Origin of the sequence: Kineococcus gurbantunggutensis (genome assembly GCF_050871925.1) — a bacterium.
Lineage (GTDB): Bacteria > Actinomycetota > Actinomycetes > Actinomycetales > Kineococcaceae > Kineococcus.
In genome coordinates, this window is the sequence record NZ_JBJLSG010000003.1 from 1 (window position 1) to 26,658 (window position 26,658).

At 73.7% G+C, this 26,658-nt stretch carries 16 protein-coding genes; 9 read left to right on the plus strand and 7 right to left on the minus strand.

What is annotated here, in order from left to right:
- On the plus strand, positions 1-188 hold a 188-nt coding region (locus ACRYR7_RS00715), incomplete at its 5' end, for a hypothetical protein (protein ID WP_432570149.1).
- 96 nt (positions 189-284) lie between these two features.
- On the opposite strand, the gene ACRYR7_RS00720 is transcribed toward ACRYR7_RS00715, so the two are convergent.
- Positions 285-2,000, minus strand: a complete 1,716-nt coding sequence (locus ACRYR7_RS00720) for a diguanylate cyclase (protein WP_432570150.1) — start codon at positions 1,998-2,000, stop codon at positions 285-287.
- A 387-nt stretch (positions 2,001-2,387) separates the two neighbouring features.
- A complete protein-coding gene (locus ACRYR7_RS00725; RefSeq protein WP_432570151.1) occupies positions 2,388-4,796 on the minus strand; it encodes an EAL domain-containing protein in 2,409 nt (802 codons plus the stop codon).
- A gap of 573 nt (positions 4,797-5,369) precedes the next feature.
- Between ACRYR7_RS00725 and ACRYR7_RS00730 the strand changes: the two genes are divergently transcribed.
- The 3 genes from ACRYR7_RS00730 to ACRYR7_RS00740 all read left to right on the plus strand — a co-directional run bounded on the left by ACRYR7_RS00730 (position 5,370) and on the right by ACRYR7_RS00740 (position 13,388).
- Entirely contained in the window at positions 5,370-7,838 is a 2,469-nt protein-coding gene (locus ACRYR7_RS00730; RefSeq protein WP_432570152.1) for a diguanylate cyclase domain-containing protein, read from the plus strand.
- 409 nt (positions 7,839-8,247) lie between these two features.
- Complete coding sequence (locus ACRYR7_RS00735; protein WP_432570153.1) at positions 8,248-10,002, plus strand: EAL domain-containing protein; 1,755 nt, start codon at positions 8,248-8,250, stop codon at positions 10,000-10,002.
- Between the two features lie 665 nt (positions 10,003-10,667).
- Positions 10,668-13,388 carry an EAL domain-containing protein gene (locus tag ACRYR7_RS00740; protein WP_432570154.1) on the plus strand — a complete coding sequence of 907 codons (2,721 nt, stop codon included), beginning with the start codon at positions 10,668-10,670 and terminating at the stop codon, positions 13,386-13,388.
- Between the two features lie 235 nt (positions 13,389-13,623).
- On the opposite strand, the gene ACRYR7_RS00745 is transcribed toward ACRYR7_RS00740, so the two are convergent.
- The 3 genes from ACRYR7_RS00745 to ACRYR7_RS00755 form a co-directional block, all read right to left on the minus strand.
- Positions 13,624-14,364 (minus strand): hypothetical protein, encoded by a 741-nt coding sequence (locus ACRYR7_RS00745; protein ID WP_432570155.1) that lies wholly within the window; start codon positions 14,362-14,364, stop codon positions 13,624-13,626.
- Positions 14,365-14,517: 153 nt separating this feature from the next.
- Positions 14,518-15,414: a GGDEF domain-containing protein gene (locus ACRYR7_RS00750; protein ID WP_432570156.1), complete on the minus strand. Its 897-nt coding sequence runs from the start codon at positions 15,412-15,414 to the stop codon at positions 14,518-14,520.
- Between the two features lie 177 nt (positions 15,415-15,591).
- Positions 15,592-16,416: an ANTAR domain-containing protein gene (locus tag ACRYR7_RS00755; protein ID WP_432570157.1), complete on the minus strand. Its 825-nt coding sequence runs from the start codon at positions 16,414-16,416 to the stop codon at positions 15,592-15,594.
- Between the two features lie 549 nt (positions 16,417-16,965).
- On the opposite strand from ACRYR7_RS00755, the gene ACRYR7_RS00760 reads away from it, so the two are divergent.
- Together ACRYR7_RS00760 and ACRYR7_RS00765 are read left to right on the plus strand one after the other, a co-directional pair.
- Positions 16,966-17,682, plus strand: a complete 717-nt coding sequence (locus tag ACRYR7_RS00760) for a Crp/Fnr family transcriptional regulator (RefSeq protein ID WP_432570158.1) — start codon at positions 16,966-16,968, stop codon at positions 17,680-17,682.
- 344 nt (positions 17,683-18,026) lie between these two features.
- Positions 18,027-19,340 (plus strand): sensor domain-containing phosphodiesterase, encoded by a 1,314-nt coding sequence (locus ACRYR7_RS00765; RefSeq protein ID WP_432570159.1) that lies wholly within the window; start codon positions 18,027-18,029, stop codon positions 19,338-19,340.
- Between the two features lie 499 nt (positions 19,341-19,839).
- Here the strand turns inward: ACRYR7_RS00765 and ACRYR7_RS00770 are convergent, their stop codons facing one another.
- Positions 19,840-20,919: a tartrate dehydrogenase gene (locus ACRYR7_RS00770; protein ID WP_432570160.1), complete on the minus strand. Its 1,080-nt coding sequence runs from the start codon at positions 20,917-20,919 to the stop codon at positions 19,840-19,842.
- A gap of 128 nt (positions 20,920-21,047) precedes the next feature.
- Positions 21,048-22,013, minus strand: coding sequence for a LysR family transcriptional regulator (locus ACRYR7_RS00775; RefSeq protein WP_432570161.1), 966 nt, complete (start codon positions 22,011-22,013; stop codon positions 21,048-21,050).
- 270 nt (positions 22,014-22,283) lie between these two features.
- Between ACRYR7_RS00775 and dctA the strand changes: the two genes are divergently transcribed.
- The 3 genes from dctA (at position 22,284) to ACRYR7_RS00790 (ending at position 26,645) form a co-directional block, all read left to right on the plus strand.
- Positions 22,284-23,789 (plus strand): C4-dicarboxylate transporter DctA, encoded by a 1,506-nt coding sequence (gene dctA, locus ACRYR7_RS00780; protein WP_432570162.1) that lies wholly within the window; start codon positions 22,284-22,286, stop codon positions 23,787-23,789.
- Positions 23,786-24,952 carry a glycerate kinase gene (locus ACRYR7_RS00785; protein WP_432570163.1) on the plus strand — a complete coding sequence of 389 codons (1,167 nt, stop codon included), beginning with the start codon at positions 23,786-23,788 and terminating at the stop codon, positions 24,950-24,952. Before dctA ends, ACRYR7_RS00785 begins: the two co-directional genes overlap by 4 nt.
- A 187-nt stretch (positions 24,953-25,139) precedes the next feature.
- The gene (locus ACRYR7_RS00790) at positions 25,140-26,645 is read left to right on the plus strand and encodes a glyceraldehyde-3-phosphate dehydrogenase (RefSeq protein WP_432570164.1); all 1,506 of its coding nucleotides are present in this window, start codon (positions 25,140-25,142) and stop codon (positions 26,643-26,645) included.
- Positions 26,646-26,658: the final 13 nt, after the last annotated feature.

A 26,658-nucleotide genomic window follows, 5' to 3' on the forward strand; every position in this document is an offset into this window, starting at 1 on the left:
AGAACCTGCGCCTGCGCGGCCACCAGGAGATCGGCGCGCAGAACCCCTGGGCCATCGGCGACACCGCCAGCGTCGTCGACTTCATCGCCCAGAGCCTGACCCGCAGCACCGGCAGGCCCGTCCAGCCTCAGGACGTCAGCATCACCAGCGTCTTCGCGCTGGCACCACCGCGCACCGGGCGGGTCTGACCCCACGGCACGCACCCACAGCGTGCGAGGCGACCGCGCGGGCTCAAGCAGGCACTCCGGTACACCGGTACTCCGGCATCCCGGCACCCCGGCCACTCAGCGGGCGGTGACGACCCGGTCGCGCCCGCCCGCCTTGGCCGCGTACAGCGCCCGGTCAGCTGCCACCAGCAGCTCATCGCCCGTGGTACCCCGCTCCGGGCAGGTGGCCACCCCCGCGGAGAACGTCACCGCAACCGCCACCCGCCGGCGCGGGGAGGTGCCCTCCTCGCCGCACGGCAGGTCCACCCGGGTCTGCGCGCACTCCCGGCGCAGCTGCTCGACGCGCCGCACGGCCTGGGCGGCGGTGGTCGCCGGCAGCAGCAGGACGAACTCCTCCCCGCCGTAGCGGGCCAGGGTGTCCCCCTGCCGGCAGCCCCGCTGCAGCCGGGCTGCCACGGCCTGCAGCACCGCGTCCCCGCCGTGGTGGCCGTAGGTGTCGTTGACGGCCTTGAAGCGGTCCACGTCGATGAGCACCACGCTCAGCGGCTCACCGGTGCTCCGGGCGTGGTCCACGGCCTCTTGGAGGACCTGCACCAGGTGGCGGCGGTTGTGCAGGCCCGTCAGCGCATCGCGCACCGCCTCCTCGGCCAGGCGCTGCTGCAGGGCCTGCGTCAGGGCCAGTTGCTCGGCCAGGCGCTGGCTGGCGCGCTGGGCCAGCTGGCGCTGCTCGACCAGCTCGCTGACGTCGCGCAGCACCAGCACGCGCCCCAGCCCCTGCCCGCGCGCACCGCGCAGGGCGCTGACGCGGGCGTCCAGGTGCACGCCCTCGGCCAGCCGCACGTGCTCGCGCCCGGTCCCGCTGCTCAGCAGGGCGCTGAGCTGGGCGGGCAGGACCTGCACCGCCAGCTGCCCGACGACGTCGCTGGACGTCACCGGCACACCCGGCACACCCGGTGCGTCTGGCACGTCCGACGCAGTGCATGTGGAGGTGGGGATATGGGTGGTGGGGGTGGAGCTGGTGCGCGTCAGCAGCGCCATCGCCGCGGGGTTGACGTCCACGACCCGCCCGTCGGCATCCAGGACCACCACCGCGTCCTCGATGGCCTCCACCACCTGCGCCCGGGCCACCGGCACCAGGCGCAGCAGGCCGTGGCGGAAGATCGCGCGGGCGTAGATCAGCCCGGTCAGGGCCAGGAAGAGGGGGGTGTAGTCCACAGCGCGCTCACCGCGCTGGTCGTGCACCAGCGCCACGGCTAGGACCGTGAGGTTGCCGATCACTGGCACGCACGAGGCCAGCAGCAGGTGGCTGAGCTGGTGGCGGAAGACGGAGCGGGCGCGCCACCACGCGCGCAGCAGGTGCTGCACGCCCCAGCCCAGCAGCAGGTAGCAGTAGGCCATGTCGACCCAGAAGAGCGGACCGAGCTCGACCTGCAGCCGCCCCGTGGCCGAGGCGCGGGCGCTGGAGAAGAACAGCTGGTGCCAGGGGTTGGTGAACACCGCGCCCACCAGCAGGGCGGAGCTGCTCACCAGGCGCAGGGCCACGGCACGGCGCAGGCGCCAGCTGCGGTCGGTCGCCGCCCGGCTGGTGCACCACAGGCCCACCACGGTCAGGTGGACCCCGATGAAGCTGATCCTGCCGGTGACCCGCTGCAGGGTCAGCTCGACGGGCAGGTGCACGAAGACGCCCGTGGCCGACCACAGCGCGATCCCGGCCATCGCCGCGGCCAGGGCCCCGGCCGCAGGGGTGTTGGCGCGCCGGCGCCAGGCCAGCACGGCGGTCAGCGCGCACACCACGCCGGAGAAGGCGAAGGCCAACGCCAGCAGCGCCGTCACCGCACCTCCTCTCGGCGCACGACAGTCTGCACCACTCGACAAGACCTTCTTGATCGAAGTCTCGACGCCGTGCGTCCTCGGCTGAAGCACGCAGCCACCGGCCCCGCCGCCAAGAACCTGGACGGTGCAACGGGTGACGCTGCTGATCGTCAGATCCGACGGGTGCACCCGACACGCACCGGTACCACCAGTGGTGCCTCGTCATCGTGTGCTCACCACGTCGGTGCCGCAGCCGGATCCCTCGCTCGACCAGCGACGAGCACAGGTGGGCACCCGTGGGTACCGCCCGAGTCCGCGAGCGGCGTCTTGCGTGCTCGGGCCAACGACGCTGCGAGGACCGCGGCGGTGCTGCACCCACAACGTGCCGGCGACTTACCGCACGGGACTTCAGCGGTGAACGGCTCGCTGCTGGCGTGCTCGTGCCGCGGGGCCAACCGCGGTGGAATCCGCCAGCGCGTTCAAGCGCGCGCCGGCGGCGCGGGCCAGGGCACGCAGCGTCTCCTGCTGCCCGGCGCTCAACGTGCGCGGGCGCTGGTCGAAGACGCACACCGTGCCCAGCACCAACCCCGCGGCATCGGTGATCGCAGCGCCGGCGTAGAAGCGCACCCGTGGGCCGGCCACCACCAGCGGCAGGTCGCGAAAGCGCAGGTCGGCGGTGGTGTCGGGCACCTGCAGTACCCCGCTGCCCTCCAGGGCGTGCTGGCAGAAGCTGTGCTCACGCGGTCCGGTGAGGGCCGGCACGCCGATCGTGGCGCTGAGGTGCTGCCGGTCCTGGCCGATGAAGCTCACCGCGGCCGCGGGAGCGCCGGTGACGCGCGCGGCGACGGCGCTCAGCTCGCGCAGCACCGCATCGTCCATCCCGGCCGCGGCGGCGTGCCGCTCGGCGGAGCGGGCCCGGATCTGCTCCAGCGCGGGGTTCAGCTGCGCAGGCAACGGTGCGGGCACGGCGAAGTCCAGGTGCTCGACCTGCTCGGCGGGCAGCGGGCGGGCGAAGTGGTAACCCTGCAGCAGGTCGTAGCCGGCTTCGGCCAGCAGCTGCGCGGTGGCCTCGTCCTCCACGCCCTCACCGACCACCTCCAGGCCCAGGCGGTGCGCCAGCTCCACCACCGAGCGCACGATGGCCTCGTCCCCGCCGCCGCGCAGGGCACCGGCCACGAAGCGGCGGTCCACCTTCAGCTCGTCCAGGGGCAGGTCCTGCAGCAGTCCCAGGCTGGTGTAGCCGGTGCCGAAGTCGTCCAGCGCGATGCGCACCCCCAGCGCGCGCAGCTGCGCCAGGGCTTCGACCGCGCGCTGGGGCTGGGCCATCACCGCGGACTCGGTGACCTCCAGCACCAGCAGGTGCGCGGGCACACCGGTGCGCGCCACGTGCGCTCGCACCTGCTCGGCCAGGCCCTCGTGGGCCAGCAGGCGCGCGGAGAGGTTCACCGAGACGCGCAGCGGGCGCCCGGCGCGCACCCAGCTCGCGGCCTGCTCCAGGGCCTGGCCCAGGACCCAGTCCGTCAGCGCCACGATCACCGAGGTGCGCTCGGCCTGGGGCAGGAAGGCGCCGGGGGCCAGCAGTCCGCGGGTGGGGTGCTGCCAGCGCACCAGCGCCTCCACCCCGCCGATGCGCCGGCCGTGAGCGTGCACCAGCGGCTGGTAGTGCACCCGCAGCTGACCCTCGCCCACGGCGGTGCGCAGCTGCCCCTGCAGCTGCACCTCCTCGGCGGTGCGCTCCTCCAGGTCCCGGCTCCAGGAGCGCACCGGGCTGTCGGCGCGCCGGGCGGCGCGCAGGGCGCTCTCCGCGCGCTGCAGCAGCGTCGTCAGCTCACCACCGCGCTGCGGGGACAGCTCACCGCCGTGCTGAGGAGAGAGCACCACGCCGGCGGTGACGTCGAGCTCGACGGCGATGCCGTCGAGCTCGAAGGGCCCGCGGGCACCGTGCGCGAGGTCGGCGACCAGTCGCTGCAGCTCCAGCGCGTCAGCCCCGTCGCTGTCCGCGTCTTCGCGAACTGATCCTTCGCGGCCTGTTCCCTCGCGGCGCGCCGACCGCAGGTCGTGCGACATCCACACGGCGAAGTCGTCCCCGCCCAACCGCGCGAGCCGGCCCCGGCCCTGGTCCTGGCCCTGGACGCGGGCCTGCAAGGCCCGGGCCACCTGCCGCAGCAGCTCGTCGCCGCCCTCACGACCCAGCGCCTGGTTCAGCTCGCCGAAGCGGTCGATGTCCAGCAGCACCACCACTCCCGGACGCTCGGCGTCCGCCGAGGCGAGGTTGTGGGCCACCAGCTGTGCCAGACCCGCCTCGTTGAGCAACCCGGTCAGGGCGTCGGTGGTGGCCAGCAGGCGGGTGCGGCGGGTCAGCAGCCCCGCGATCACACCGGTGGAAGCGGTGATGACCACCAGCAGGACGATGTGCAGGGCCGCGGGGGCGAGGGGCTGACCCGCGCCCAGGACCAGCGAGGTGGCGGCCAGGGCCGTGGCGCTGTGCACCACCGCCTGGCGCCGGGGCAGGAAGAGCGCTCCGTAGATGACCACCCAGCCGGTGAACATCGCGATGGCCGCGCTGGGCACCCCCCCATCGCCGGCGTGCACCGCGGTGGCGATGACCGCGGTGCCGGCGCACAGCAGCACGTGCGCGAGCGGAACCGGCAAGCGCCGCACCAGCAGCAGGCCGGTGCACACCACCAGCGCCACCACGCCCAGCACCGCGATCACCGGCCGGTCCACGCCGTTCCAGACCCCGGTGGCGGCCACGGCGTGCAGCAGCGCGCTCCCCATGCCGAAGAAGACCGCCAGCGTCACCCGGTTGTCGATCACCAGCGTGTCCCCTCCGACATCGGTGCACCGGTCACCTGTTTCCAGAGGACCCTGTCCTAGGGCATCGACGCACCAGCCGCGGCCTTGACGACGGGCCACCCGTCAGGACTACGAGAACGCACACCACGGCCCCGCCGGGCACGAGCCGGCACGCTCGTCACCCACACCACCACCCCGGCAGGCGCGGTTCCACCGCGGCGCGGCCGAAGCGCTCCTCGGCACCGCGACGTGCAGGGCGCCTTCTCACAGCATTCTCCGGGAGGCGTCTGCAGTGCGCCGATCACGACCTGCTGCTTGGGCGGCCGATCCACAGGGACGACCCTGGAGGAGCGGTCGTCGCCGCACCGTCGCTGAAGCGGTGGACACGGCGGCGGGCCGGGGAAGCTGTCGACCACGCCCGCCGATCACGACGCCGCAGGGGCACGGGAGCTGGGCCCTGCTGGCACGCACCCGGCAGGAGCACCGGTGAGTGCACGAACCGTGCCACCCGAAGGCACCCTCAACCGGTGCCTGCACGGTGCCGATGACACGAAGCGCTCAGCTGCTGCTGAACGGCATCCGGGGAGAGGCGACATGGGCACTACCGCACGCGCATCGCTGCAGCGGCTGCGCACCTGGCCACCGGCGCCCACGCTGGGTTTCATCGTGCTGTACGCGCTGGCCACGGCGCTGGGACGCGCCTCGCACCTGCCCGGCGGCACGCTGGCGGTGGTGTGGCCGGCTGCTGGCGTGGGCTTCGTGTGGCTGGCACGCTGCTGGCGCTCACCCGGTGCGCGCTGGAGGGCTGCTGCGCTGCTGACCGCCTGCTCAGCGGCGGTGCAGATGGTGATCCTGCACCGACCGGCGGTCGCGCTGTCCTTCGCCGTGGCCGGCACGGTGCAGGCGCTGGTGGCCTGCGCGGTGCACCAGCGCCTGCAGCCGCGCGGTTTCCGCCTGCGCCAGCCGCGCGACCTGTGGGCGCTGCTGATCGCCTCGGGTGTCGGAGCCGGGGCCGGGGCGCTCATCGGTGCCAGCGCGGCCGTGCTGCTGCTGGACGAGCCGGTGCTGGCGACCGAGCTGGCCTGGCTGGTGCGCCACAGCACCGGAACGGTCGTGGTCGCCGCGCTGTGGCTGCGGTGGGACGACCCGCGGGCGGTGCGGGCACCGGCCGCCCGCTGGGGCGAGTACGTCCTGGTGATGATCGCCAGCGGGGTGTTCTTCACCTGGTTGCAGCGCACCGGCCAAGCGCCGCTGACCTTCCTGCTGGTGCCGTGGGCGGTGTGGTTGGGCCTGCGCGCGCCCGGCGGAGCGGCACTGGTGACGGTGGCTGCCAGCGACGTGCTGCTCATCGCGCTGACCCGTGCCGGCTCCGGTCCCTTCACCGGCGTGCCGGCCGTGGACCGGATCGTGGCGGTGCAGCTGCTGGTGCTGGTGCTGACCGCCTTGACGCTCATGCTGGTGCTGCACCGTGAAGAGCGGGGGCGTCTGGACGCGCTGGTGCAGCAGGCCCTGGCGCGGGCCAGTGCGAGCGCGCGACTGCTGGGCACGGTCTTCGAGACCACCGCCGAGGCCTTGACGGTGTACGACGCCCGAGCGCAGGTGCTCATGCGCAACCGCGCCGCCCAGGAGGTCTTCCAGGACCTGTCGGAGGGGCTGGAGACCAGCGCGTGGGACGAGTCCTTCCGGGTCAGCCACCCCGACGGCTCGCCGTGGCCGGTGCAGGACCTGCCGCTGGCGCGTGCGCTGCGCGGGCAGAGCGTCGATGGCGTCGACGTGCTCGTCACCACGGCGGCCAGCCCCGGCGGTCGCCTGCTGAACCTCAGCGCCCACCCGATGCCGGTGGACGGGCCCGGCACCGCGGACGGTGCCCGTCGTGCAGGCCAGGGCCAGGACGAGGACGAGGGAGCGTGGGGTGCACGCGGTGCGGTGCTGGCCGTGCGCGACGTGACGGCCGAACGAGCCGCTCAGGCGCGCCTGGCCGCCTCCGAGCAGCGCTTCCGCACCGCCTTCGACACCGCCCCCGTGGGCATGATGATCGTCGGGCTCACCGAGGACGACGCCGCGCAGATCCTGCAGGTCAACGCCACGATGTGCGCCTTCACCGGCCTGAGCGAGGTCGAGCTGCTCGCCCGCGACTTCCACGACCTGACCCACCCCGAGGACCGGGCCGAGTGCATCGTCTCCTTCGCGCCCTTCCTGCTGGGCGAGCTCACCCAGGCGCACGTGGAGAAGCGCTACGAGCACGCCGACGGCACCGTGCGCTTCGGCATGCTCTCGGCCACCGTCATGAGCGGTGGCACGCCCACCGGCGACGGTGGCCGGCCGCACCTGCTGTGCCTGGTCGAGGACGTCACCGCCCGCAAGGCCGCCGAGGCCGCCCGCGCGGCCGCCGAGCAGGCGCTGCGCCACCAGGCGCTGCACGACGCGCTGACCGGGCTGCCCAACCGCACCCTGCTGCACGACCGCCTGACGCACGCGCTGGCCGCGGCCGGGCGCGAGGGGCAGCGCGTGGGGGTTCTCTTCGCCGACCTGGACGGGTTCAAGGCCGTCAACGACCGCGCCGGGCACGCCGCCGGGGACGAGCTGCTGTGCGAGGTCGCCGCCCGCTTCACCGCGTGCCTGCGCCCGGGGGACACCCTGGCCCGCCTGGGCGGGGACGAGTTCGCGATCGTGTGCCCGGGCCTGGCCGAGGGCGCGGAGGGCGAGGTGGGCCTGCGGGTGATCGCCGATCGGCTGTTGAGGACGCTGCAGGCACCGGTGCTGCTGAACCGGAGCACCACCGCTCAGGGCACCTCCACCCGGGGGGACTTCCGCGTCGGCGCCAGCATCGGCATGGTCCTGGCGTCGGCACGGACCGATCCAGAGGCGGTGTTGAGTCAGGCCGATGCCGCGATGTACAGCGCCAAGCGCGCGGGCAAGAACCGCGTGCACGCACACCGGAGCACCGGGCAGGCCCAGCGTGCGGCAGGTGCCCCCGCCGCGGCCCCGCTGGCGCGCTCGGAGGTGCTCACGCACGAGCAGTCCACCCTCAGCAGCGACCGTCGTCCTGCTGCGTCGTGGTGATCAGCCAGCAGCACCAGCGGCACTCACCCCCGGTGGCGCACGTCCACCCGCGCCCACCGCACGGGCAGCACAGCCCGCTCGATGAGGACCCTCGCGGCAGCAGGACGCGCGCGGCTGTTGCCACCTGCGGGCAAGCGGTGCCTCGCAGGGCCGGTGGGTCGGGAGCGGATCGGCCCTGGCCGGCGGTTGCTGCACCTGCACCGGGTGGTCGGCTCCGCACGCGACAGCACGAGCGCTGACGCGACCGGTGATGCCGGCGCGCGAACCCAGCAGCACTACCCCGCACCGGGTGCCTCACCGGGTGCCGCACCGGGTGCCGCACCGGCTCGCGCGAACCGGCGCAGCGGCGATCGGGTGATGCGTGCGCTCGCGCCTGCAGCCGGCTCCCGGGCCGGTCGATGAGAGCAGCATGCGAACCACGGCGGCGGTGCGAGGTGTCGTCGCCTTGACGTACGCCGACTCCGAGCAGGCGGTGCTCGAGGCGCTGCTGGAGGCGCTGGTGCCCTTGTCAGGCGCCGAGCACGCCGTGGCGCTGCTGACCGGCCCCGATGCCGGCATCGCGGTGCTGGCGCACCGCGGCATGCCCGCCGGTCACCCCGACAAGATGCCGCACCTGCCCCGGCCGGTCGGGCTGCTGGGCCACGTCCTGGCGGGCAACACCGTGCGCACCGAGGACATGCGCACGCACCCGCAGGCGGTCGGCACCCCCTTCGGGCACTTCGTGATGAAGGCGCTGCTGGGCGTTCCGCTGAGCGTGCAAGGGCGGGTGCTGGGCGGGTTGTGGCTGACCAAGGGCGAGCACGCGGCGCCGTTCAGCACCGACGACCAGGTGCGCGCCGAGGCGCTGGCCCAGCAGGCCGGTGCGGTGCTCAGCGCGCTGCGCGAGCGCGCCACCGCTCAGGCGCTCATCGCGCACCTGGGCGCACCCGAGCAGCGCGAGCAGGACCCCTTCGCACCGGGTGCGCCGTCCCCGGCCGTGCGCCGGCTGGTGCACCAGGCCCGCGAGCTGCTGGGCGCGCAGGTGCTCTTCCTGGGCCGCATCCACGGAGGCCGGCAGACGTACACCGTCGTGGACGTCGACGAGCACGCCGCCCTGCCCCCGCGCATCCGCGAGGGCGAGGAGATCGCCGTGGAGCAGACGTACTGCTCGATGCTGCTGACCGGCGAGCTGCCCGCGGTCGTGGCGAACGCGCGGGTGCACCCGCTGACCTCCGCGCTGGCCATCACCGCCGAGGTGGGCATCGGCGCCTACTGCGGGGTGCCCGTGACCCTGCCGGGCGGGACGGTGTGGGGCACCCTGTGCGGGCTGAACAGCCAGGCCGGCACGCCCTGGAGCGCCTCGCAGGTGCAGGCGCTGGCCACCATCGCCACGCTCATCGGCAAGGCGTTGCACGAGAGCCGGCAGCTGAGCGCCCAGCGCGAGAGCGAGCTGGCCACCTTCGCCGGGCTGCTCTCGGGCCAGCGACGGCGCACGGTGGTGCAGCCGATCGTGGAACTGGCCAGCGGCGCCACGTGCGGGTACGAGGTGCTCTCGCGCTTCAGCGACACCACCGGCGCACCCCTTCGCCCCGATCACGTCTTCGCCACCGCCGCCCGGCTGGGCATCCAGCTGACCCTGGAGCACGCCGCGGTGACCTCGGCGCTGCAGCTGGTGCCGGACCTGCCCGCTGGCACGTACCTGTCGGTCAACCTCTCCCCGCGCACGATCGTGCACCCGGCCACCTACGACCTGCTGCGCGCGCACCCGCTGCAGCAGGTGGTGGTGGAGATGACCGAGCACGAGCAGATCACCGACTACCCCAGCATCACCAACGCCCTGGACGCGTTGCGCGCCCGCGGTGCCCGCCTGGCCATCGACGACACCGGCGCGGGTTTCGCCGGCCTGCAGCACCTGGCGCGCCTGCGCCCGGACATCGTCAAGCTGGACATGTCCTTCGTCCACGGCATCGACCAGGACCCCACGCTGCGCGCGGTGGCCCGGGCGGTGGCCTCCTTCGCCGCCGAGGTCGGTGCCGCCCTGGTCGCCGAGGGCATCGAGAAGCACGCGGAGCTGACCCAGCTGCGCGCCCTGGGCGCCACGCACGGGCAGGGCTACCTGCTCGGGCGCCCCGACTCCCCCCGCTTCCACAACGCCGTCAGGGACCGGGCAGTCCTCGCACGCTGATGCACCGCACTCAGTGACACGCTGATGCACCGCACTCAGTGGGGGGTGTCCCCTGTTGAGGACCCCGTCACCGCACGCGCGGCCGACGGGCTACGGGTCGGGTGGACCCCGTCGAGCACGAAGCGCTCCTGCCGGCCGCTGACTCCAGCGCAGACGGCTCGAGCAGGCCCGCGAGGATCCCGTAGGACGCCGTGAGCGCTTGCGCGGTGCTCCCCGCCCGGCAAGACGCGCGGCTGTGGCCTCCGCTCGACCTCCGCGTCCCGCGCCGGCACACCGCACCGGCAGGTCCAGCTCCCCCGAGCTTGCGGCAGGGCGCGCCTCGGGCGGACTGCGGGCGCTGGGCCGCGCGTGCGGTGACGGGGTCCTGCACCCAGCCGGCGCGCTGCTCAGCCGACGTCGGTCCTCGGCCCTCGGGCTGCGGGTCCGGGCGCGGGGTGGCGCGAGCAAGCGGCTGCGGCGAGCGGTGCGGGCGATCGCACGGGTGCAGCACTGCTCACCGCTGGGACCGGTGGCGGCCACCGGCCCCAGCGCCGAGCGGGTGAGGCTGGTCCAGCAGCCCTCCAGCGGTGCACCGCGCGTGCCGATCACACGGCGTGCGCTCCACCCCCCGGGCACCTCGCCGCGCGCGAGCGGCTGCCTCGCTGCAGCAGAGCCTGCTGGCGCTGGTGGCCGTACCGGTGATCGGGCTGGCCGGTGCGGCGGGCATCGCCGCCAACGAGGCCCGCGAGATCGCCGCCGCGGCCCAGCGCGCGGCCGACGAGGTGCGCGCGGCGGTGGCGCTGGACGCGGTGCGCGCCAGCGCCGCCCAGGAGGTGGTGCCGGTGCTGGCCCGGGCCGTGCTCAGCGACCCGGCCACCGCCACCTCGGTGGGCGTGGACCTGACCGGTGTGCCGGCCGGGGCCGGCGAGGCGATCGAGCAGCAGCTGCGCGCGGTGCAAGCGGCCACCGACGCCGCGGTGCGCACCGCCGTGCAGGTCAGCGAGGACACCACCGCGGGCACCACCGCGGCCGCCCAGGCCCGCGCCGCCGGCCAGCGCGTCTCGCAGCTGCGCGCGGCTGCCGCCACCGGGCAGGACGTCACGGCCGTCTTCGAGGACTACCGCGCCCTGGTGACGCAGTTGACCGGGCAGGTCGACGCGCACCTGGACACCGCCCGGGCGCAGTCCCTGGACGGTGCCGGTGCCCGCGCGGTGGGCGACCTGGACCGCGCCCAGCAGGCCTCCACCGCCGCCAGCTCGCAGGTGCCGCTGCTCTTCGGCTCGCTCTCGGCGCCGGCGGCCCAGCGCCAGCAGGCTCGCGCCGGCTTCCTGCAGGCCTGGGGCGGCTACCGCGCCGCCGAGGCCGAGCTGAGCGCCCGCGTCAGCGCCCCGGCGCGGCGGGTGTGGCAGCGCGCCACCAGTCAGGACTCCGCCGTGCAGGTCGACGCGGTCTTGGACGCCGCCGCCACCTCCGGCGCGGAGCTGTCCCTGCCGCAGTTCGCGGCACTGACCGGCGCCAACACCAGCCGCGACGCCGCGCTGCGCCAGGCGGTGCACGAGATCGGCGAGCTCGCGGTGCGCGCCACCGAGGGCCCGGCCCGGCGCGCCGAGCAGGACCTGCGCGCGCTGCTGGCAGCCGGTGGCGTGCTGCTGGCCCTGACCGCAGCCGTCATGGCCGGTGTGCACCGCTTCATCGCCCGGCCCCTGCGCCGCCTGGCCACCCAGGCCGAGGCCGTGCGCGACGGGGAGCTGCCCGACATCGGCCAGGGCGGCCCGCGCGAGGTGCGCACCGTCGCGCGCGGCCTGGGCGCCACCGTGGCCGGCCTGCGCCGGCTGCACGAGCAGGCCGGGGCCGTGGCCGGCGGCGACATCGCCTCGCAGGTCGTGCGCGAGCCGCTGCCCGGCCCGCTGGGCGCGGTGGTGCACTCCTCGATCACCCAGATGATCACCGCCGTGCACGAGCGCGAGCGCCTGCAGGTGGACCTGGCGCACCAGGCCTCGCACGATGCGCTGACCGACCTGCCCAACCGCGCCCAGGCCCTGGTGCTCCTCCAGGCCGCGCTGCACCGGGCACGACGCAACCGGTGCCGCATCGGGGTGCTGTTCGTGGACCTGGACCACTTCAAGGCCGTCAACGACTCCTTCGGCCACGCCGCCGGCGACGAGCTGCTGCGCGTGGTGGCCGCGCGGATGCAGGCGCTCGTGCGCGGCGGGGACGCGGTGTGCCGGCTGGGCGGGGACGAGTTCGTCGTGCTGGTGGAACCGGCCGGGACGCACCACGAGCTGATCGAGCTGGGCCGGCGGCTCATCGAAGCGGTCTCCGCACCGGTGCACCTGCAAGAGCACGCAGGCGGGCGCACCGCCCGGGTCGGGGCCAGCATCGGCATCACGCTCAGCGAGCCGCCGCAGCCGTCACAGCCGTCCGGGGTGTCCGGGCGGGAGCCCGCGCACCGGGCTGCCAGCACTACCGGCACCACCGGCAGCGAGGTGACGCCGGACCGCCTGCTGAGCGAGGCCGACGCCGCCGCCTACCGCGCCAAGCACGCCGGGCGCGGCGTGGTGGAGGTCTTCGACGAGCAGCTGCGCGCCGAGCTGGCCCTTCAGGCCGCCACCGAGGACGCGCTGCGCCGGGCCCTGGCCGGTGGCGAGCTGGTGCTGCACTACCAGCCGGTGCTGGACCTGCTGACCGGGCGCACGCGCAGCCTGGAGGCGCTGGTGCGCTGGAACCGCCCCGGGCACGGCCTGCTGGCTCCCGACGCCTTCATCCCGCTGGCCGAACGCTCGGACCTGGTCTGCGACATCGGGCGCTGGGCGCTGCACCAGGCGTTGCAGCAGCTGGCCGCCTGGGACGCCGAGGACCGTGCGGACGGCGAAGACGGCGCGGACGGCGCGGACGGCGAGCGCGCCGGGCTGTCCGTGGCGGTGAACATCTCCGGCCGGCACCTGGGCGCGCACTACCTGCTCGAAGACGTCACCGACGCCCTGGCCGGCTCCGGCATCGCCGCCTCCCGGCTGACGCTGGAGATCACCGAGACCGTCCTGGTGGACCAGCCCACCGCGCTGGAGCAGATGGCCGCGCTGCGCCGGCTGGGGGTGCGCATCGCCATCGACGACTTCGGCACCGGGTACACCTCCATCGGCCAGCTGCCGCACCTGCCGGTGGACGTGCTCAAGATCGACCGCAGCTTCGTCTCCTCCCCCGGGCACGGGCACGCTGACCTGGTGCGCCTGCTCATCACCGCAGCCCACAGCTTCGCCCTGGACGTCGTCGCCGAGGGCGTGGAGCAGGACGGGCAGCTGCAGACCCTGCTCGACGCCTCCTGCGACAGCGCTCAGGGCTTCTACTTCGCCCGCCCCGTGGCAGCCGGTGACCTGAGCATCCCGCGGGCCCACCTCTCGCCGACCTGAGCGGTCCACGGCCTCGCACCGGCACCCCGGCACCCCGGCACCCCGGCACCCCGGCACCCCGGGCCAGTCGACGGACGCGCGCACCGCGCGCTTGCAGCCTCGTGACTACGTAGCCACGTCGATGGGCGTGCCCTGTTCATAGAGCCGCCTGGGCAGAAGTGGTGGTTAGCGACCAGCTCGGGGTTCGTCCATCTTCCTCACGCGTCGAGCCTCACATCCACCGGACCGGTGAACGTCAGTAGAGCAGTCCTGCGCGCTGGGCCGCGATCAACGCCTCGTTCCGGCCAGCTGCTCCCAACCGGCGGTACAAGGCTGCGAGCATGCGGTACAGCTCGCGTTCGGGCCGCCCGCTGTGCGCGACGAGCTCGGCAACGGCGCCTCCCCGCGCGAGGTGGATCAACCACCCGCGTTCCTCGCTCGACACCCGGGGCGCCTGTCCCTCCTGCCCCTCTGGCAGGGGTCGGCACATCGCACGAGCCACGTGGCGGGGAACCACGGTGAAACCGCGCGCCGCGCTGGAGAGCACCGTGAGCACCTCACCCAGGGACATGCGGTCGTGCACCACGCCCAGCGCCCCGGCGTACACCACCGCCAGGTGGGCCTGCGCCGATCGATCAGGCAGCACGGCAACCACGGCTGCGGGTACAGCCCATCCACCGGCACCGTTGCCTTGCCGGTCCCCGTGAGGGCTGCCGGACCCGCCGGCGACGACGCCCGGAAGCGGGGTCAGCAGGCGGGTGACGGCCTCGAGCGCGGTGCCCGGGACGAGGAGCAGGCACGCGGCTGGCGGTGCAGCAGCGAGCTGGTGAACGCGGGTGCTCAGCTCCTGGAGGTCGCTGGCGCGCTCGATGCGCATCCCGCGCATCCCGCGCGTTCCAGGCGTGCCACGGCGATGCGCTGCGTGGACGAGCCGGTGCGCCACCCTGGAGCCACCGGGGTGCACGAGCACCCGCACCACCATCAGCACCACCTCCATCCCCCTGCCGACACTTCTCCTGCCGGCGCTTCTCCCGCCGGGCCACCTCCTGCTGGGCCGCCCTCTGCCGGCGCCCCTCGTCGAACGAGGCGGAGCGATGAGCGGGTGACTGACCGGTGTTGCGGCGCTGCGGTGCTGTCCCGAGCGGGGTGCTCACCCTCGCTTCTTGGCCCGGTACATGGCGCTGTCCGCTGCACGCAGGAGCTCCTCGCCCTGCAGGTGCTGCCCCGAGGCGTCCGGCGTGGTGGCGATGCCGATCGTGGCGCGCACGGTGATGCAGACCTCCGCTGTCGCGGTGCGCGGCGGCGGGTCCTGCGGGGGCCAGCGCACCTGGAAGCTGGCCAGCCGGGCCGCGATGTGCTGCGCCTGCTCGAGCCCGGTGTCCTCGCACACGACGGCGAACTCGTCCCCGCCCAACCGGGCCGGGGTGTCGCCGGGGCGCAGCACCGCGCGCAGGTGCGCGGCGAAGGCGCGCAGGACCGCATCGCCCGCGGCGTGCCCGTGGGTGTCGTTGACGACCTTGAAGTGCTCCAGGTCCAGGTACAGCAGGGCCACGCGGCGCTCGTGGCGCCGCGCACGGGACAGGGCCACGTGCACATCGCGCAGGAACTTCGCGCGGTTGGCCAACCCGGTCAGGGGGTCGTGCATCGCCGCGTGCAGCAGCTGGCGGTTGCGGTGCTCGTGCGCGCTGACGTCCTGCAGGTGCACGACCAGGCGTGGTTCCGACCCGCTCGCGCCCTGCAGGCGCGAGGTCGTCAGGCGCACCTCGCTGGTGCGGCCGCCGGCACAGCGCAGCCGGGTCTGGTGCACGACCGCGTCCACGGCACCGCTCGTGATCGCGGCGCAGGCGGCGGTGGCGGCCGGCAGGTGCTCAGGAGCGATGAGCCAGTACAGGTCACGACCCAGCAGCGCCGCGCGGCTGTGGCCCAGCAGCTCCACGGCGGTGTCGTTGACCTGCAGCACCACCCCGGCCGCGGTGCACACCAGCGCCCCGATCGAGGAAAAGGAGGTGGGATCGGCACTCCCCTCCTCCAGCGCGCCGGCGCTCACCGCGGGCCTCGTGCACACCGGCCGCTCCCGCCGCACCCGTTCGCGCCCCGATCGTTCGTACCCCGGTCGTTTCCGCCCCAGCCACGTGCGGGCGCACCTGGCGCACCTGGTGCACCTGGTGCACCTGGTGCATCACGGCACCAGGAGCAGTCGGGCGCGGTGGTGGTGCCCGCAGGTTCAGCGCCCACGGCGGGGCACCGCCTGCACGATCGAGGCGGCCACCACGTGCAGCTTCTTGCCGCTGCGCTGGGAGGTGCGGACCAGGCGGGCGAAGGCGCTCTCCTCGTCCACGCCCTCGCGGGCCATCACGATGCCCTTGGCGGTGCTGATGGTGTCGCGGCTGATCAGCGCCTGCTGCAGTTCCTGGCTCATCCGCCGGGCGTCCTCCAAGCTCTGCATGTTGGCGATCAGGACGCCGGCCTGCTGGGCGAAGAGGGTCAGGACGCGCTCGGCGTGGGCGCCGTAGGAACCGGGGTGCCGGCCGTAGACCTTGATCGCACCCATGCACGTGCCGGCGATCACCACGGGCACGGTGAGGCTGGCGCGCACGGGCAGCGGCAGCACCGCCTGCGACCAGCGCGGCCAGCGCTGCTCGCGCGCCACGTCGTGCACCCGCACGACGCGCTCGTGCGCCAGCGCGGTCAGGCACGGGCCCTCTTGCAGCTCGTACTGCAGGGAGTCGGCCTGCTCGGCGAGGGGGTCCGTGGCCGCAACCGACGTCCTGCGCCCGCGCTCGTCGACCAGGGTCACCGCAGCGGCACTGGTGCTGGGCAGCGTGCTGTGGGCCAAGGAGGTGACCAGCTCCAGCGCGCTGCCCACGGTCTGCTCCGAGAGCAGCAGCCCGGACATGCACAAGAAGACGTCGACGAGCTCTTCCTCCATCGGCTGGTCCACCGCCGGCTGGTCCACCGCCGGCTGGTCCACCGCCGGCTGGCCCACCACCGGCTGGCCCACCACCGGCTGGCCGATGACCGATTCATGCTCGAGACCGTCGCTGGTCACGGTGCAGCTCCCCCTCCGGAGGAGGCGGACGCCGTGCCGCCCCTCCCCACCTGAACGACGGGCCCTGACGCCGCCTGCGCCCGATCACGGGTCAGGGTGAAGCTGTGGGGCTCTGCGTCGAGCGCTGCACCGGCTCCGGGCATCCTGCGCAGTGGCTGCTCACTGCGCAGGAGGTACACGCTATCCCATGTGTTCGCTAGCGCACACACGGGCAGATGGTGCGTGCGGCTGTGGTGCACCGCTGGAGCGATCCGGCGACGCAGGCAGCGGCACGGCGCCCCGGACGGCGCCCCGGGCGGCAGCACCACCCCCGTCGGGGCGCGGCGAGGACGAGCGAAGGCGCTCGGACACAACTGGAAGAGCCGCAGCGCCCGAACGGGCACCGGCCTGCCCGGTTCGGTCGCGCTGCGTGTAGCACTGGTGTCAGATCATGCCTATGCTGTGCGCCACGCAGCGGCAGCCGGCCGGCCCAGGCGCTGCACCGCCCCCTTGCTGCACAGACACGCCAGGTGCCCTCAGCAGCTGCACGACGCCCGAGAAGGTGCCTGCATGCACGATGTCGCGGCAGTGGCGCGCAACGCCCTGCTCGAGCACCTGGACGAGCCCACCCTGGCGCGCTGGCTGCCCCACCTGCACGAGGTGCCGCTGGAGCTGGGAGACGTGCTGCACGAGGCCGGTCAGGCCGTGGGCGAGGTGTACTTCCTGCTGGCCGGGATGGTCTCCCTGGTCGTCGACCTCGACGGCGGGCAGAGCGTGGAGGTGGTCACCATCGGCCGCGAGGGCATGGTGGGCATCCCTGTCCTGCTGCACGCCGAGCGCGCCTGCGAGCGCGCCGTGGTCCAGGTCAAGGGCGCGGCGCTGCGCATGGGTGCCGAGGACTTCCAGCACCAGCTGGGCACCGCCGACGCCGGCGTGCACGCAGCGTTCAGCCGTTACACCCACGCGGTGTTCTCCCACCTGGCCCGCAACAGCGCCTGCAACCGGGTGCACAGCATCCCCCAGCGCGCGGCGCGCTGGCTGCTGCTGATCGCCGACCGCGTCGACGGCCCGACGTTCGAGCTGACCCAGGACTACCTGGCCACCATGCTCGCGGTGCGCCGCGCCTCCATCAGCCACGTCGCCAGGTCCCTCGCCGAGCAGGGGTGCATCACCTACGTGCGAGGACGCATCACCATCACCGACCGCGAGAAGCTGCGCTCGAACGCCTGCGGCTGCTACGACGTCAACCGCGACAGCGTGCTCAGCGCGCTGCAGCTGCAGGCCTGAGGGCGGTGCCCGCGGTGGTGGCAGGGCGCCCTGGCGACCGGTGTGCACGCCCCACCACCCAGCGGCGCGCGCGGCGTCGACAGTTCCGCTGCGTGATCGGGCCCTGGCGCCACCGGAGCACGCGGCGGACCCGCCCGCTCCTCGGGCGCGCCCCTGGTGTCGACGCAGGTCGATCACCCCTCGCTTCCGGCGGTCATCGGTGATGCGGCCCGAGCCCACCTCGACCACCGGTGCACGTGGTGATCGGCGGGGTGCGTCGTGCTCGGTGCAGCACAGGGCTGGCGCACCGGCGCCGGCGGGTGTGGAGTTCTGCGCGTCGGGGTCAGCGCCGCGAGGAGGTTATCGTGCCAGCAGCACCGCTGCACGCCCGCGAAGGTGAGCGGCTGGCCTCCCTGCGCAGCTACCGGGTGCTCGACACCGCCGCCGACCCCTCCCTGGACGCGGTGACGGCGGCCGCCGCCCGGGCCCTGGGCGCCCCCGCTGCCCTGATCAGCCTGGTCGACGAGGACCGGCAGTGGTTCAAGTCCGCGACCGGCCTGCAGGCGGTCGTGGGCTACGAGACGGACCAGACCCCGCGCGAGGTCTCCTTCTGCGCGCACGTGGTGGCCAGCGAGCAGGTCGTGGTGGTGCCCGACGCCACCGCCGATGCCCGCTTCGCCGACAACGTCCTGGTCACCGGCCCCGAGCACGTGCGCGCCTACGTCGGCGCCCCGGTCATCGGCCGTGACGGCCTGCCGCTGGGCACGCTGTGCGTGCTGGACCGCCAGGCGCGCCAGTTCGACGGGGCCGGGGTGCAGGTGCTCAGCGACCTGGCCGTGGCGGTGGCCGAGCTGCTCGAGCTGCGCCGCCTGGAGGTGCTGTCCGGGGTGGGCTCGCACCGGGTGCTCCTGGACTCCCGCCGCCTGCGCGCCGGCATCGACGCCGATGAGCTGCTCGTGCACTACCAGCCGGTGGTGGACCTTCCCTCGCGGCGCTGGAGCGGGGTGGAGGCGCTGGTGCGCTGGGCGCACCCGGTGCGCGGGCTGCTGGCACCGGCGGCGTTCGTGCCGCTGGCCGAGGCCAGCGGCCTGATCGTCGCGCTGGGCCGGCAGGTGCTGGTGCGAGCGTGCGAGCAGGTCGCCCGCTGGCGCCGCGAGGTGCCCGCAGCAGCGCAGCTGCGCGTGGCCGTCAACGTCTCGGGGCGTCAGCTGGGCGATCCGGGCGTGGTGCAGGTGGTCACCGACGCGCTGGCGCTGAGCGGCCTGCCCGCCGAGGCCCTGGTGCTGGAGCTGACCGAGACGGCGCTGGCGCAGGTCGGGTCCGCAGCCGACACCGCCGTGCGCGAGGTCCGGGACCTGGGGGTGGCCCTGGCCCTGGACGACTTCGGCACCGGGTACGCCAACGCCGACTACCTGCAGCGCTTCGAGCCCGACGTGGTCAAGATCGACCGCTCCTTCGTGCACGGCCTGGGGCGCAGCACGGGTGCCGACGCGCTGGCCCGCTCGCTGATCGACCTCGCGCTGCGCTCGGGGTGCAGCGTCACCGCCGAGGGGGTGCAGCGCGATGAGCAGGTGCAGGTGCTCAGACGCTGGGGGGTGCGGAGCGCGCAGGGAGAGCTGTTCTCCACTGCGCGCACCGCTGAGGACCTGCGTCAGGGTCTGCTGCTCGGTGGCGCCTGACACCACCGGCGACTCGCCTCGAGCCCGCCACCGGTCGGCCGTGACAGGTGCGCTCACCGCAGGAGCTGGCCCGGCGCCCGACCGGATCCACTGACCAACACCAAAAGAATCGGGCTGCCAGCCCTGCCAGCGCACCGGTGGGCGGACGACCGGGCCGGTGGCCGGTTCGGCGGGTCGGGCAGCACCGCGTCCGCGCTTGCGCGAAGTAGTGGATTGCTCACCCAGCAGTACGGACAGCGACTACGGTGCAGCCGGGCGACGTTGGAATCGAAGGTACGCGACCGCGGCCGATGTCGTGATGGCGACGCGATCGCGCCAAGGCTTCGCCCCTCCGGATACTTCGACGATCCAGGGGAACGCCGCAGGTCAACTGTCAAGGCCTGGGTCTGATGGACGGTGGGGCGTTTACCACCGTCCATCAGACCCAGGCCTTGACAGTCTGAGGGCGCCCGGGTGCTGCCACGTTCACAAGTAGGCGGCCCCTGACAGCCCTATGGAATCAGTCGGCGAGGTTGGCGATCAGTGCGTTGGTGACCTCGTCGGTGGTGGCCGTGCCGCCGATGTCGCGTGTGCTCACGCCCTGTGCCGTGGTGGCTTCGATGGCGCGGTTCAGGTTCTTGGCCTCGGTCTCCAGCCCGAAGTGCTCGAGCATGAGTGCGGCGCTGGCGATGGCGCCGATGGGGTTGCAGATGCCTTGCCCGGCGATGTCGGGAGCGGAGCCGTGCACGGGCTCGAACATGCTGGGGTAGCGCCGTTCGGGGTTGAGGTTGGCGCTGGAGGCCAGGCCCAGGCTGCCGGCCAGGGCGCTGCCGAGGTCGGAGAGGATGTCGGCGTTGAGGTTGGAGGCAACCACGACCGAGAGGTCTTCCGGACGCAGGACGAACTTCGCCGACATCGCGTCCACCAGCACGCTCTCGGTCTCCACGTCGGGGTAGTCGGCGGCCACGCGCTTGAAGACGTCGTCCCACAGCACCATGCCGTACTGCTGGGCGTTGGACTTGGTGACGCTGGAGACCTTGCGGCGGGCGCGGGTGCGGGCCAGGTCGAAGGCGAAGCGCATGATGCGCTCGCAGCCGACCTCGGTGAACAGCGCGGACTGGATGGCGACCTCGCCGCCGTGACCGCGGGCGGCCAGGTTGCGCCCGCCCAGGCCGGCGTACTCGCCCTCGCTGTTCTCGCGGACCACGACCCAGTCCAGCTCGACCTCGTCGGCCTTGCGCAACGGGCTGCGCACGCCGGGCAGGAAGGTGACCGGGCGCACGTTGGCCCACTGGTCGAAGCCCTGGCAGATCTTCAGCCGCAGGCCCCACAGGCTGATGTGGTCGGGCACGCTGGGCCAGCCGACAGCGCCGAAGTAGATGGCGTCGAAGTCCTTCAGCTGCTCCAGGCCGTCCTCGTCCATCATCGTGCCGGTGCGGGCGTAGAAGTCCGCGCCCCAAGGGAACTCCTGCCAGGCGAAGGCGAACTTCCCGTGCGAGGCGCCGGCGATCGCGTCCAGGACGCGGCGGCCGGCGGCGACGACTTCCTGCCCGACCCCGTCGGCGGGGATTGCGGCGATGCGGAAGGTCTGGGTGGTCATGGCGGGGGTCCTCCATCGGGATCGGCGGCGGTGCCGTGGTGCCGTGCTGCCAGTGAAGGCCCCGGGCGGCGGCTGCGTCCAAGACGCGCTGCCGATGCCGTGCATAGGCAGTGCCTATGTGTGGTGGGTCAAGTGGCTGGCCTGGTGGTCGGCCGGGTGGTCGCCCGGGCGGCCGGTCCGCTGCGCCGTGCACCGGCGACCGGCGCCTGCGCCGTGGCCACGGTGGTCAGGAACGCATTCGCGGCCGGCGTCAGGTCGTCGGCGCGGTGCAGCAAGGCGATGTGCAGGTGCGTGAGGGGGTGGATGGCGTGCACCTGCGCTCCGGCGCGCTCGGCCAGCAGGGTCCACGAGGAGGGCATGACGGCGTGACCGACGCCGGCGAGCACCAACGGCAGGATGGAGGTGCGGTGCGCCAGCTCCACGGCGATGTGCGCGCTGGCGCCGTGGGCCAGGGTGTCGTCGACCAGGCGGCGCATGAGGCTGCCGCGCTGGGAGACGATCAGGCGAAGGTCCGGCAGGTCGACCAGGCGCACCTGTGCGCCGTCGTGGCGCGCCGTGGGCAGCTCGGCCTCCGGCGGGGAGATCAGCACCAGCGGCTGGGCCTCCAGGGGCACCACCTGCAGGCCGGGCACGCGCGGCGGCTCGGCGGTGCCCAGCAGGCCGATCTCCGCCGACCCCGAGCGCACGGCCTCGATGACCTCCTCGGGCCCGAAGGCGCCGTCGACGGAGAGCACGATGGCCGGGTGCGCCCGCGCAAACTTAGCGATCATGGAGGTCAGCGGCTCCAGACCGGGTGAGGGCATCGTGGACAGGTGCACGGTGCCCTGCCGCAGGCCGGTCACCGAGCGTGCCGCCGCCTTGGCCGCTTCCAGATCGCGCAGCACCCGCCGGGCCGGGGCGATCAGCTCGGTGCCGGCGTCGCTGAGCACGGCCCCGCGCCCGACGCGGTGGAAGAGCTTGACGCCCAGCTCGCGCTCGAGCGCGGCGATGGACTGCGAGAGCGAGGGCTGGGCCACGTGCAGGTGCTCCGCGGCCCGCCCGAAGCCGCCGTGCTCGACGATGGCCAGGAAGTACGTCAGCTGTCGCGGTTCCACACCGACCTCCTCGTCCTCACCCCGTCCCCGCGCCTGCCGGATCTGGTGAGCACCCGTCCGGCGAGCACCTGCGGCACGAGCAGCGCCGGGCACAGGCACCAGCGCGGTCGGCGCCTGCCCAGTGCTGCGGTCTGCGCCCAGGACCGATAGGGGCAGCCTATAGGGGTCCTCGGTAGCAGGTCTTGGACGGGTCCGGTGTCCCTCGGCCATCGTGGGGGCACCCGAGGAGATCGCCAACGTCGGCGCTCCGCGACCAGAGCGAGGTTGCTCATGGCACAGCCCTCCGCGACCGGCCAGCACGCCGTGGCCGCACCGCGCCGGCCCTGGTACCGGCAGCTGTACTTCCACGTCATCGTCGCCATCGTCCTGGGCATCGCGCTGGGGGCCTGGGCGCCGGAGACCGGCAAGGCGATGGAGCCCATCGGCACCACCTTCATCTCCGCGATGAAGATGCTCATCGGCCCGGTCGTCTTCTTGACCATCGTGGCCGGCATCGCCGGGGTCGCGGACCTGAAGTCGGTGGGCGTCACCGGCCTGAAGGCGCTGGGCTACTTCCAGATCGGCACCCTGCTGGCGATGCTCTTCGGCCTGGTCGCCATCAACCTCTTCCGCCTCGGCGACGGGGTCAACGCCGACGTCTCCACGATCGCGGTCAACGACAACGTCAGCGGCTACATCGAAGCCGGCGAGGAGCGCGCCTGGTGGGAGGTGCTCGTGCACATCGTGCCCGAGAGCGCCATCGCCCCCTTCGTCGAGGTCGACATCCTGCAGATCATCTTCATGGCCGTGTTGGCCGGCATCGCCTTGAACGCCGTGGGCCGCACCGGCAAACCGGTCCTGGACATGGTCGAGCGCCTCATCAAGGTGATCTTCAAGGTCCTCGGCTTCATCATGAAGGCCGCACCGCTGGGCGCCTTCGGCGCCATGGCCTACGCCATCGGGCAGTTCGGGCTGCAGACCCTGACCAGCCTGGGCAGCCTGGTGGCCCTGTTCTACATCACCTCCGCCCTCTTCGTCGTCGTCGTCCTGGGCGGGGCGCTGGCGGCCTTCTTGCGGGTGAACATCTTCAAGCTGCTGCGCTACCTACGCGATGAACTGGTGCTGGTGCTGGGCACCTCCACCGCCGAGCCGGCCCTGCCGCTGCTGATGAAGAAGCTCGAGCACGCCGGGGTGAAGAAGTCCACCGTCGGTCTGGTGGTGCCCACCGGCTACAGCTTCAACCTCGACGGCGCGGCCATCTACCTGTCCCTGGCCGCGGTCTACATCGCCCAGGCCACCAACACCGACCTGAGCCTCACCGACCAGCTGGGCTTGCTGGCGGTGATGCTGCTGACCTCCAAGGGCGCCGCAGGCGTGGCCGGAGGCGGCTTCATCGCCCTGACCGCCACGCTGAGCACCGTGGGCACCGTGCCGGCGGTGGGCATCATGCTCATCTTCGGCATCGACAAGTTCATGTCCGAGTGCCGGGCCCTGGTGAACTTCTGCGGCAACGCCGTGGCCACCCTCATCATCGCCCGCTGGGACCGCACCCTGGACCTGCAGCGCCTGCGCGCGGTGCTCAACCGCGAGGACGTGCCGGCCCTGCAGCTCGAGGACGCCGAGCTGGACGCGGAGCTGGACCAGGAGCTGCAGGACCGGGACGGGCAGCGGGGCGCCACCGCCGGCAACGCCGCCGGCAACGCCGCCGGCAACACCGCCGCTGGCAGCACGCCGGCCTCCACCGTGCTCTCCCCGCCCAGCGTCGCGGTGGAGCCGACGCTGGGCAGCCGGGTGTGAGCGGGGTGCATGCTCAGGACGAGCCCGTGCGGGTGCTCATCGCCCCGGACAAGTTCAAGGGCAGCCTGTCCGCAGCCCGCGTCGCCCGCGCGATCGGCGCAGGCCTGGCGGCAGCGGGAGCGCACGTGCACGAGCTGCCGCTGGCCGACGGCGGGGACGGCAGCATCGAGGCGGCCGTGGCCGCCGGCTTCGAACGGGTGGCGATCCAGCTGACGGGCGGACGCAGCGCCGACCTGGCGCTGCAGCGCTCCAGCGCCACCGCGGTGGTCGAGGTCGCCGGCACCTGCGGGCTGTCCACCCCCGAAGCCGGCCTGCCGGCGCTGCGGCGCTCGAGCCAAGCGGTGGGCACCGCCGTGCTGCGTGCGCAGGAGCTGGGGGCGCGCCGCATCGTGCTGGCGCTGGGCGGCAGCAGCACCACCGACGGCGGCATCGGCTTCCTGCACGCCCTGGGAGCCCGCTTCCTCGACGAGCGCGGCGTGGTGCTGGCGCCCACCGCCGCCTCCCTGCCGCTGGTGCGCGAGGTGGACCCCTGCGGGATGGTGCAGCTGCGCGGCAGCGAGCTGGTGCTGGCCACCGACGTGGACAACCCGTTGTGCGGCCCGCGCGGCGCCGCGGCCGTCTTCGGTCCGCAGAAGGGCCTGAGCGGCCAGCAGCTGAGCAGCACCGAGGCCGGGTTGCGCCACTTCGTGCACACCCTCACCGGCGCCGGGTGGGCCCGCGCCGCGGACCTGGCCGCCTTCCCCGGCGCGGGTGCCGCCGGCGGGCTGGGCTGGGCCGGGATGCTGCTGGGTGGCCGGCAGACCTCCGGCGCGCAGTACTTCCTGGACCTGCTCGGCTTCGAGGAGGCCGTGGCCGGCTGCGACGTGGTCATCACCGGCGAAGGACGACTGGATGCCCAGACCGCCGGTGGCAAGCTGCCGCAAGCCGTCGCCGCCCGCTCCGCTCCCCGCCCGGTCATCGCGGTCGTGGGCCGCTGCGACGTGCCTGTCGAGGACCTGCACCGCCTGGGCATCAGCCAGGTGCACAGCATCAGCCAGCTCGCCGGACGCGACACCGCCACGGAGCCGGTCATCACCCTGCAGGTGCTGCACGAGGTCGGCGCACGCCTGGCGCAGGACCTCGCCCACCCGAGCGCCAGCGCGCAGCCGGTGCTCACCTCCTGAGCACCGCCCCCGCGCACCGACCACCCGACCCGTGCGGGTGAGGTCGGACGAGCGGAGCCGGACGAGCAGAGCCAGTAGCACCAGCGTGCGCGGCCCGCGACCGGAACGCACCACCGAGCGCACCCGGCCACCGACGCCCCGAGGAACCGATGCCCCGAGGAACCGAGGAACCGATGAGGAGAGCGACGTGAGCACCCAGAACTGGTCGACGAAGCTGGCGCTGGCCGAGGCGATGGTGCCCCTCATCGGGCGCCTGTACCGCGACCACGGCGTCGTGGCCACCGTCCACGGCCGTTCCCTGGTGGGCAAGTCGGTCACCGGGATCGTCAAGGCCCACCGCTTCGCCCGCCGCGTGGACGACGTCGAGCTGCCCTTGGAGACCAGTCTGGAGCTGCTGCGCACCGTGTGCCGGCTTGCTCCCGGCCCGGCCGCGGTGGACCTGGCACGCCTGGGTGCACCCGCGCTCAGGGGTGACGGTGCCGATTACAGCCGGCGCAGCCGTGCCGACGATCTGGAGCAGCGCGTGCGCACCGCGCTGGCACCGGTGCTGACCGACCCGGCGCCCGGCTCCGGGAGGTCACCAGGTGGGCAGGACGTGGTGCTCTACGGCTTCGGGCGCATCGGCCGGCTGGTGGCGCGGATCCTGCTCGAGCGCGGCGACGACCCGCACGGGCTGCGCCTGCGCGCGATCGTGGTGCGCCGCGGTTCGGCCGACGACCTCGTCAAGCGCGCCGCCCTGCTGCGCCGCGACTCCGTGCACGGCGCGTTCGCCGGCACCATCACCGTCGACGAGCAGGGCCGACGGATCGTCGCCAACGGCACGGCGATCCAGGTGATCCACTCCGACGACCCCGCGGGCGTGGACTACGCCCGCCACGGCATCCGCGACGCCCTGGTCATCGACAACACCGGCACCTGGCGCGACGAGGAGGGCCTGTCCCGGCACCTGCGCAGCCCCGGCGCGGCGCGGGTGCTGCTGACCGCCCCGGGCAAGGGCGCGGTGAAGAACGTCGTGCACGGCATCAACGAGGGCACGATCACCGAGCGGGACCGGGTCGTCTCGGCGGCCTCGTGCACCACCAACGCCATCACCCCCGTGCTCAAGGCCGTCAACGACCGCTTCGGGGTGGTGCACGGGCACGTGGAGACGGTGCACTCCTTCACCAACGACCAGAACCTCATCGACAACTTCCACCGCGGCGACCGGCGCGGGCGCTCGGCGGTGCTGAACATGGTGCTCACCGAGACCGGAGCGGCCAGTGCCGTGGCCAAGGCGCTGCCCGAACTGGCCGGCAAGCTCACCGGGAACTCCATCCGGGTGCCCACCCCGGACGTCTCCCTGGCGATCCTGAACCTCACCCTGGCGCAGGAGGTGAGCAGGGCGCAGCTCAACGAGCACCTGCGGGCGATGTCGCTGGAGTCGGCGCTGCAGGACCAGATCGACTACGTGGACTCCCCCGAGGTGGTCTCCACCGACTTCGTGGGCACCCGCAAGACCGGGGTGGTCGACGCGCTGGCCACCATCGCCGGCGCCGACGGGGCCGCGAGCGCGAACGTCGTGCTCTACGTCTGGTACGACAACGAGCGCGGGTACTCCGAGCAGGTCGTACGGGTGGCGGAGTCGCTGCTGGGCGTCGTCAAGCCCGTCGTCCCGCCGCTGCGCACGGCGGCGCTGCAGCCCGTGCGCGCCTGAGTGCATCCGCTAC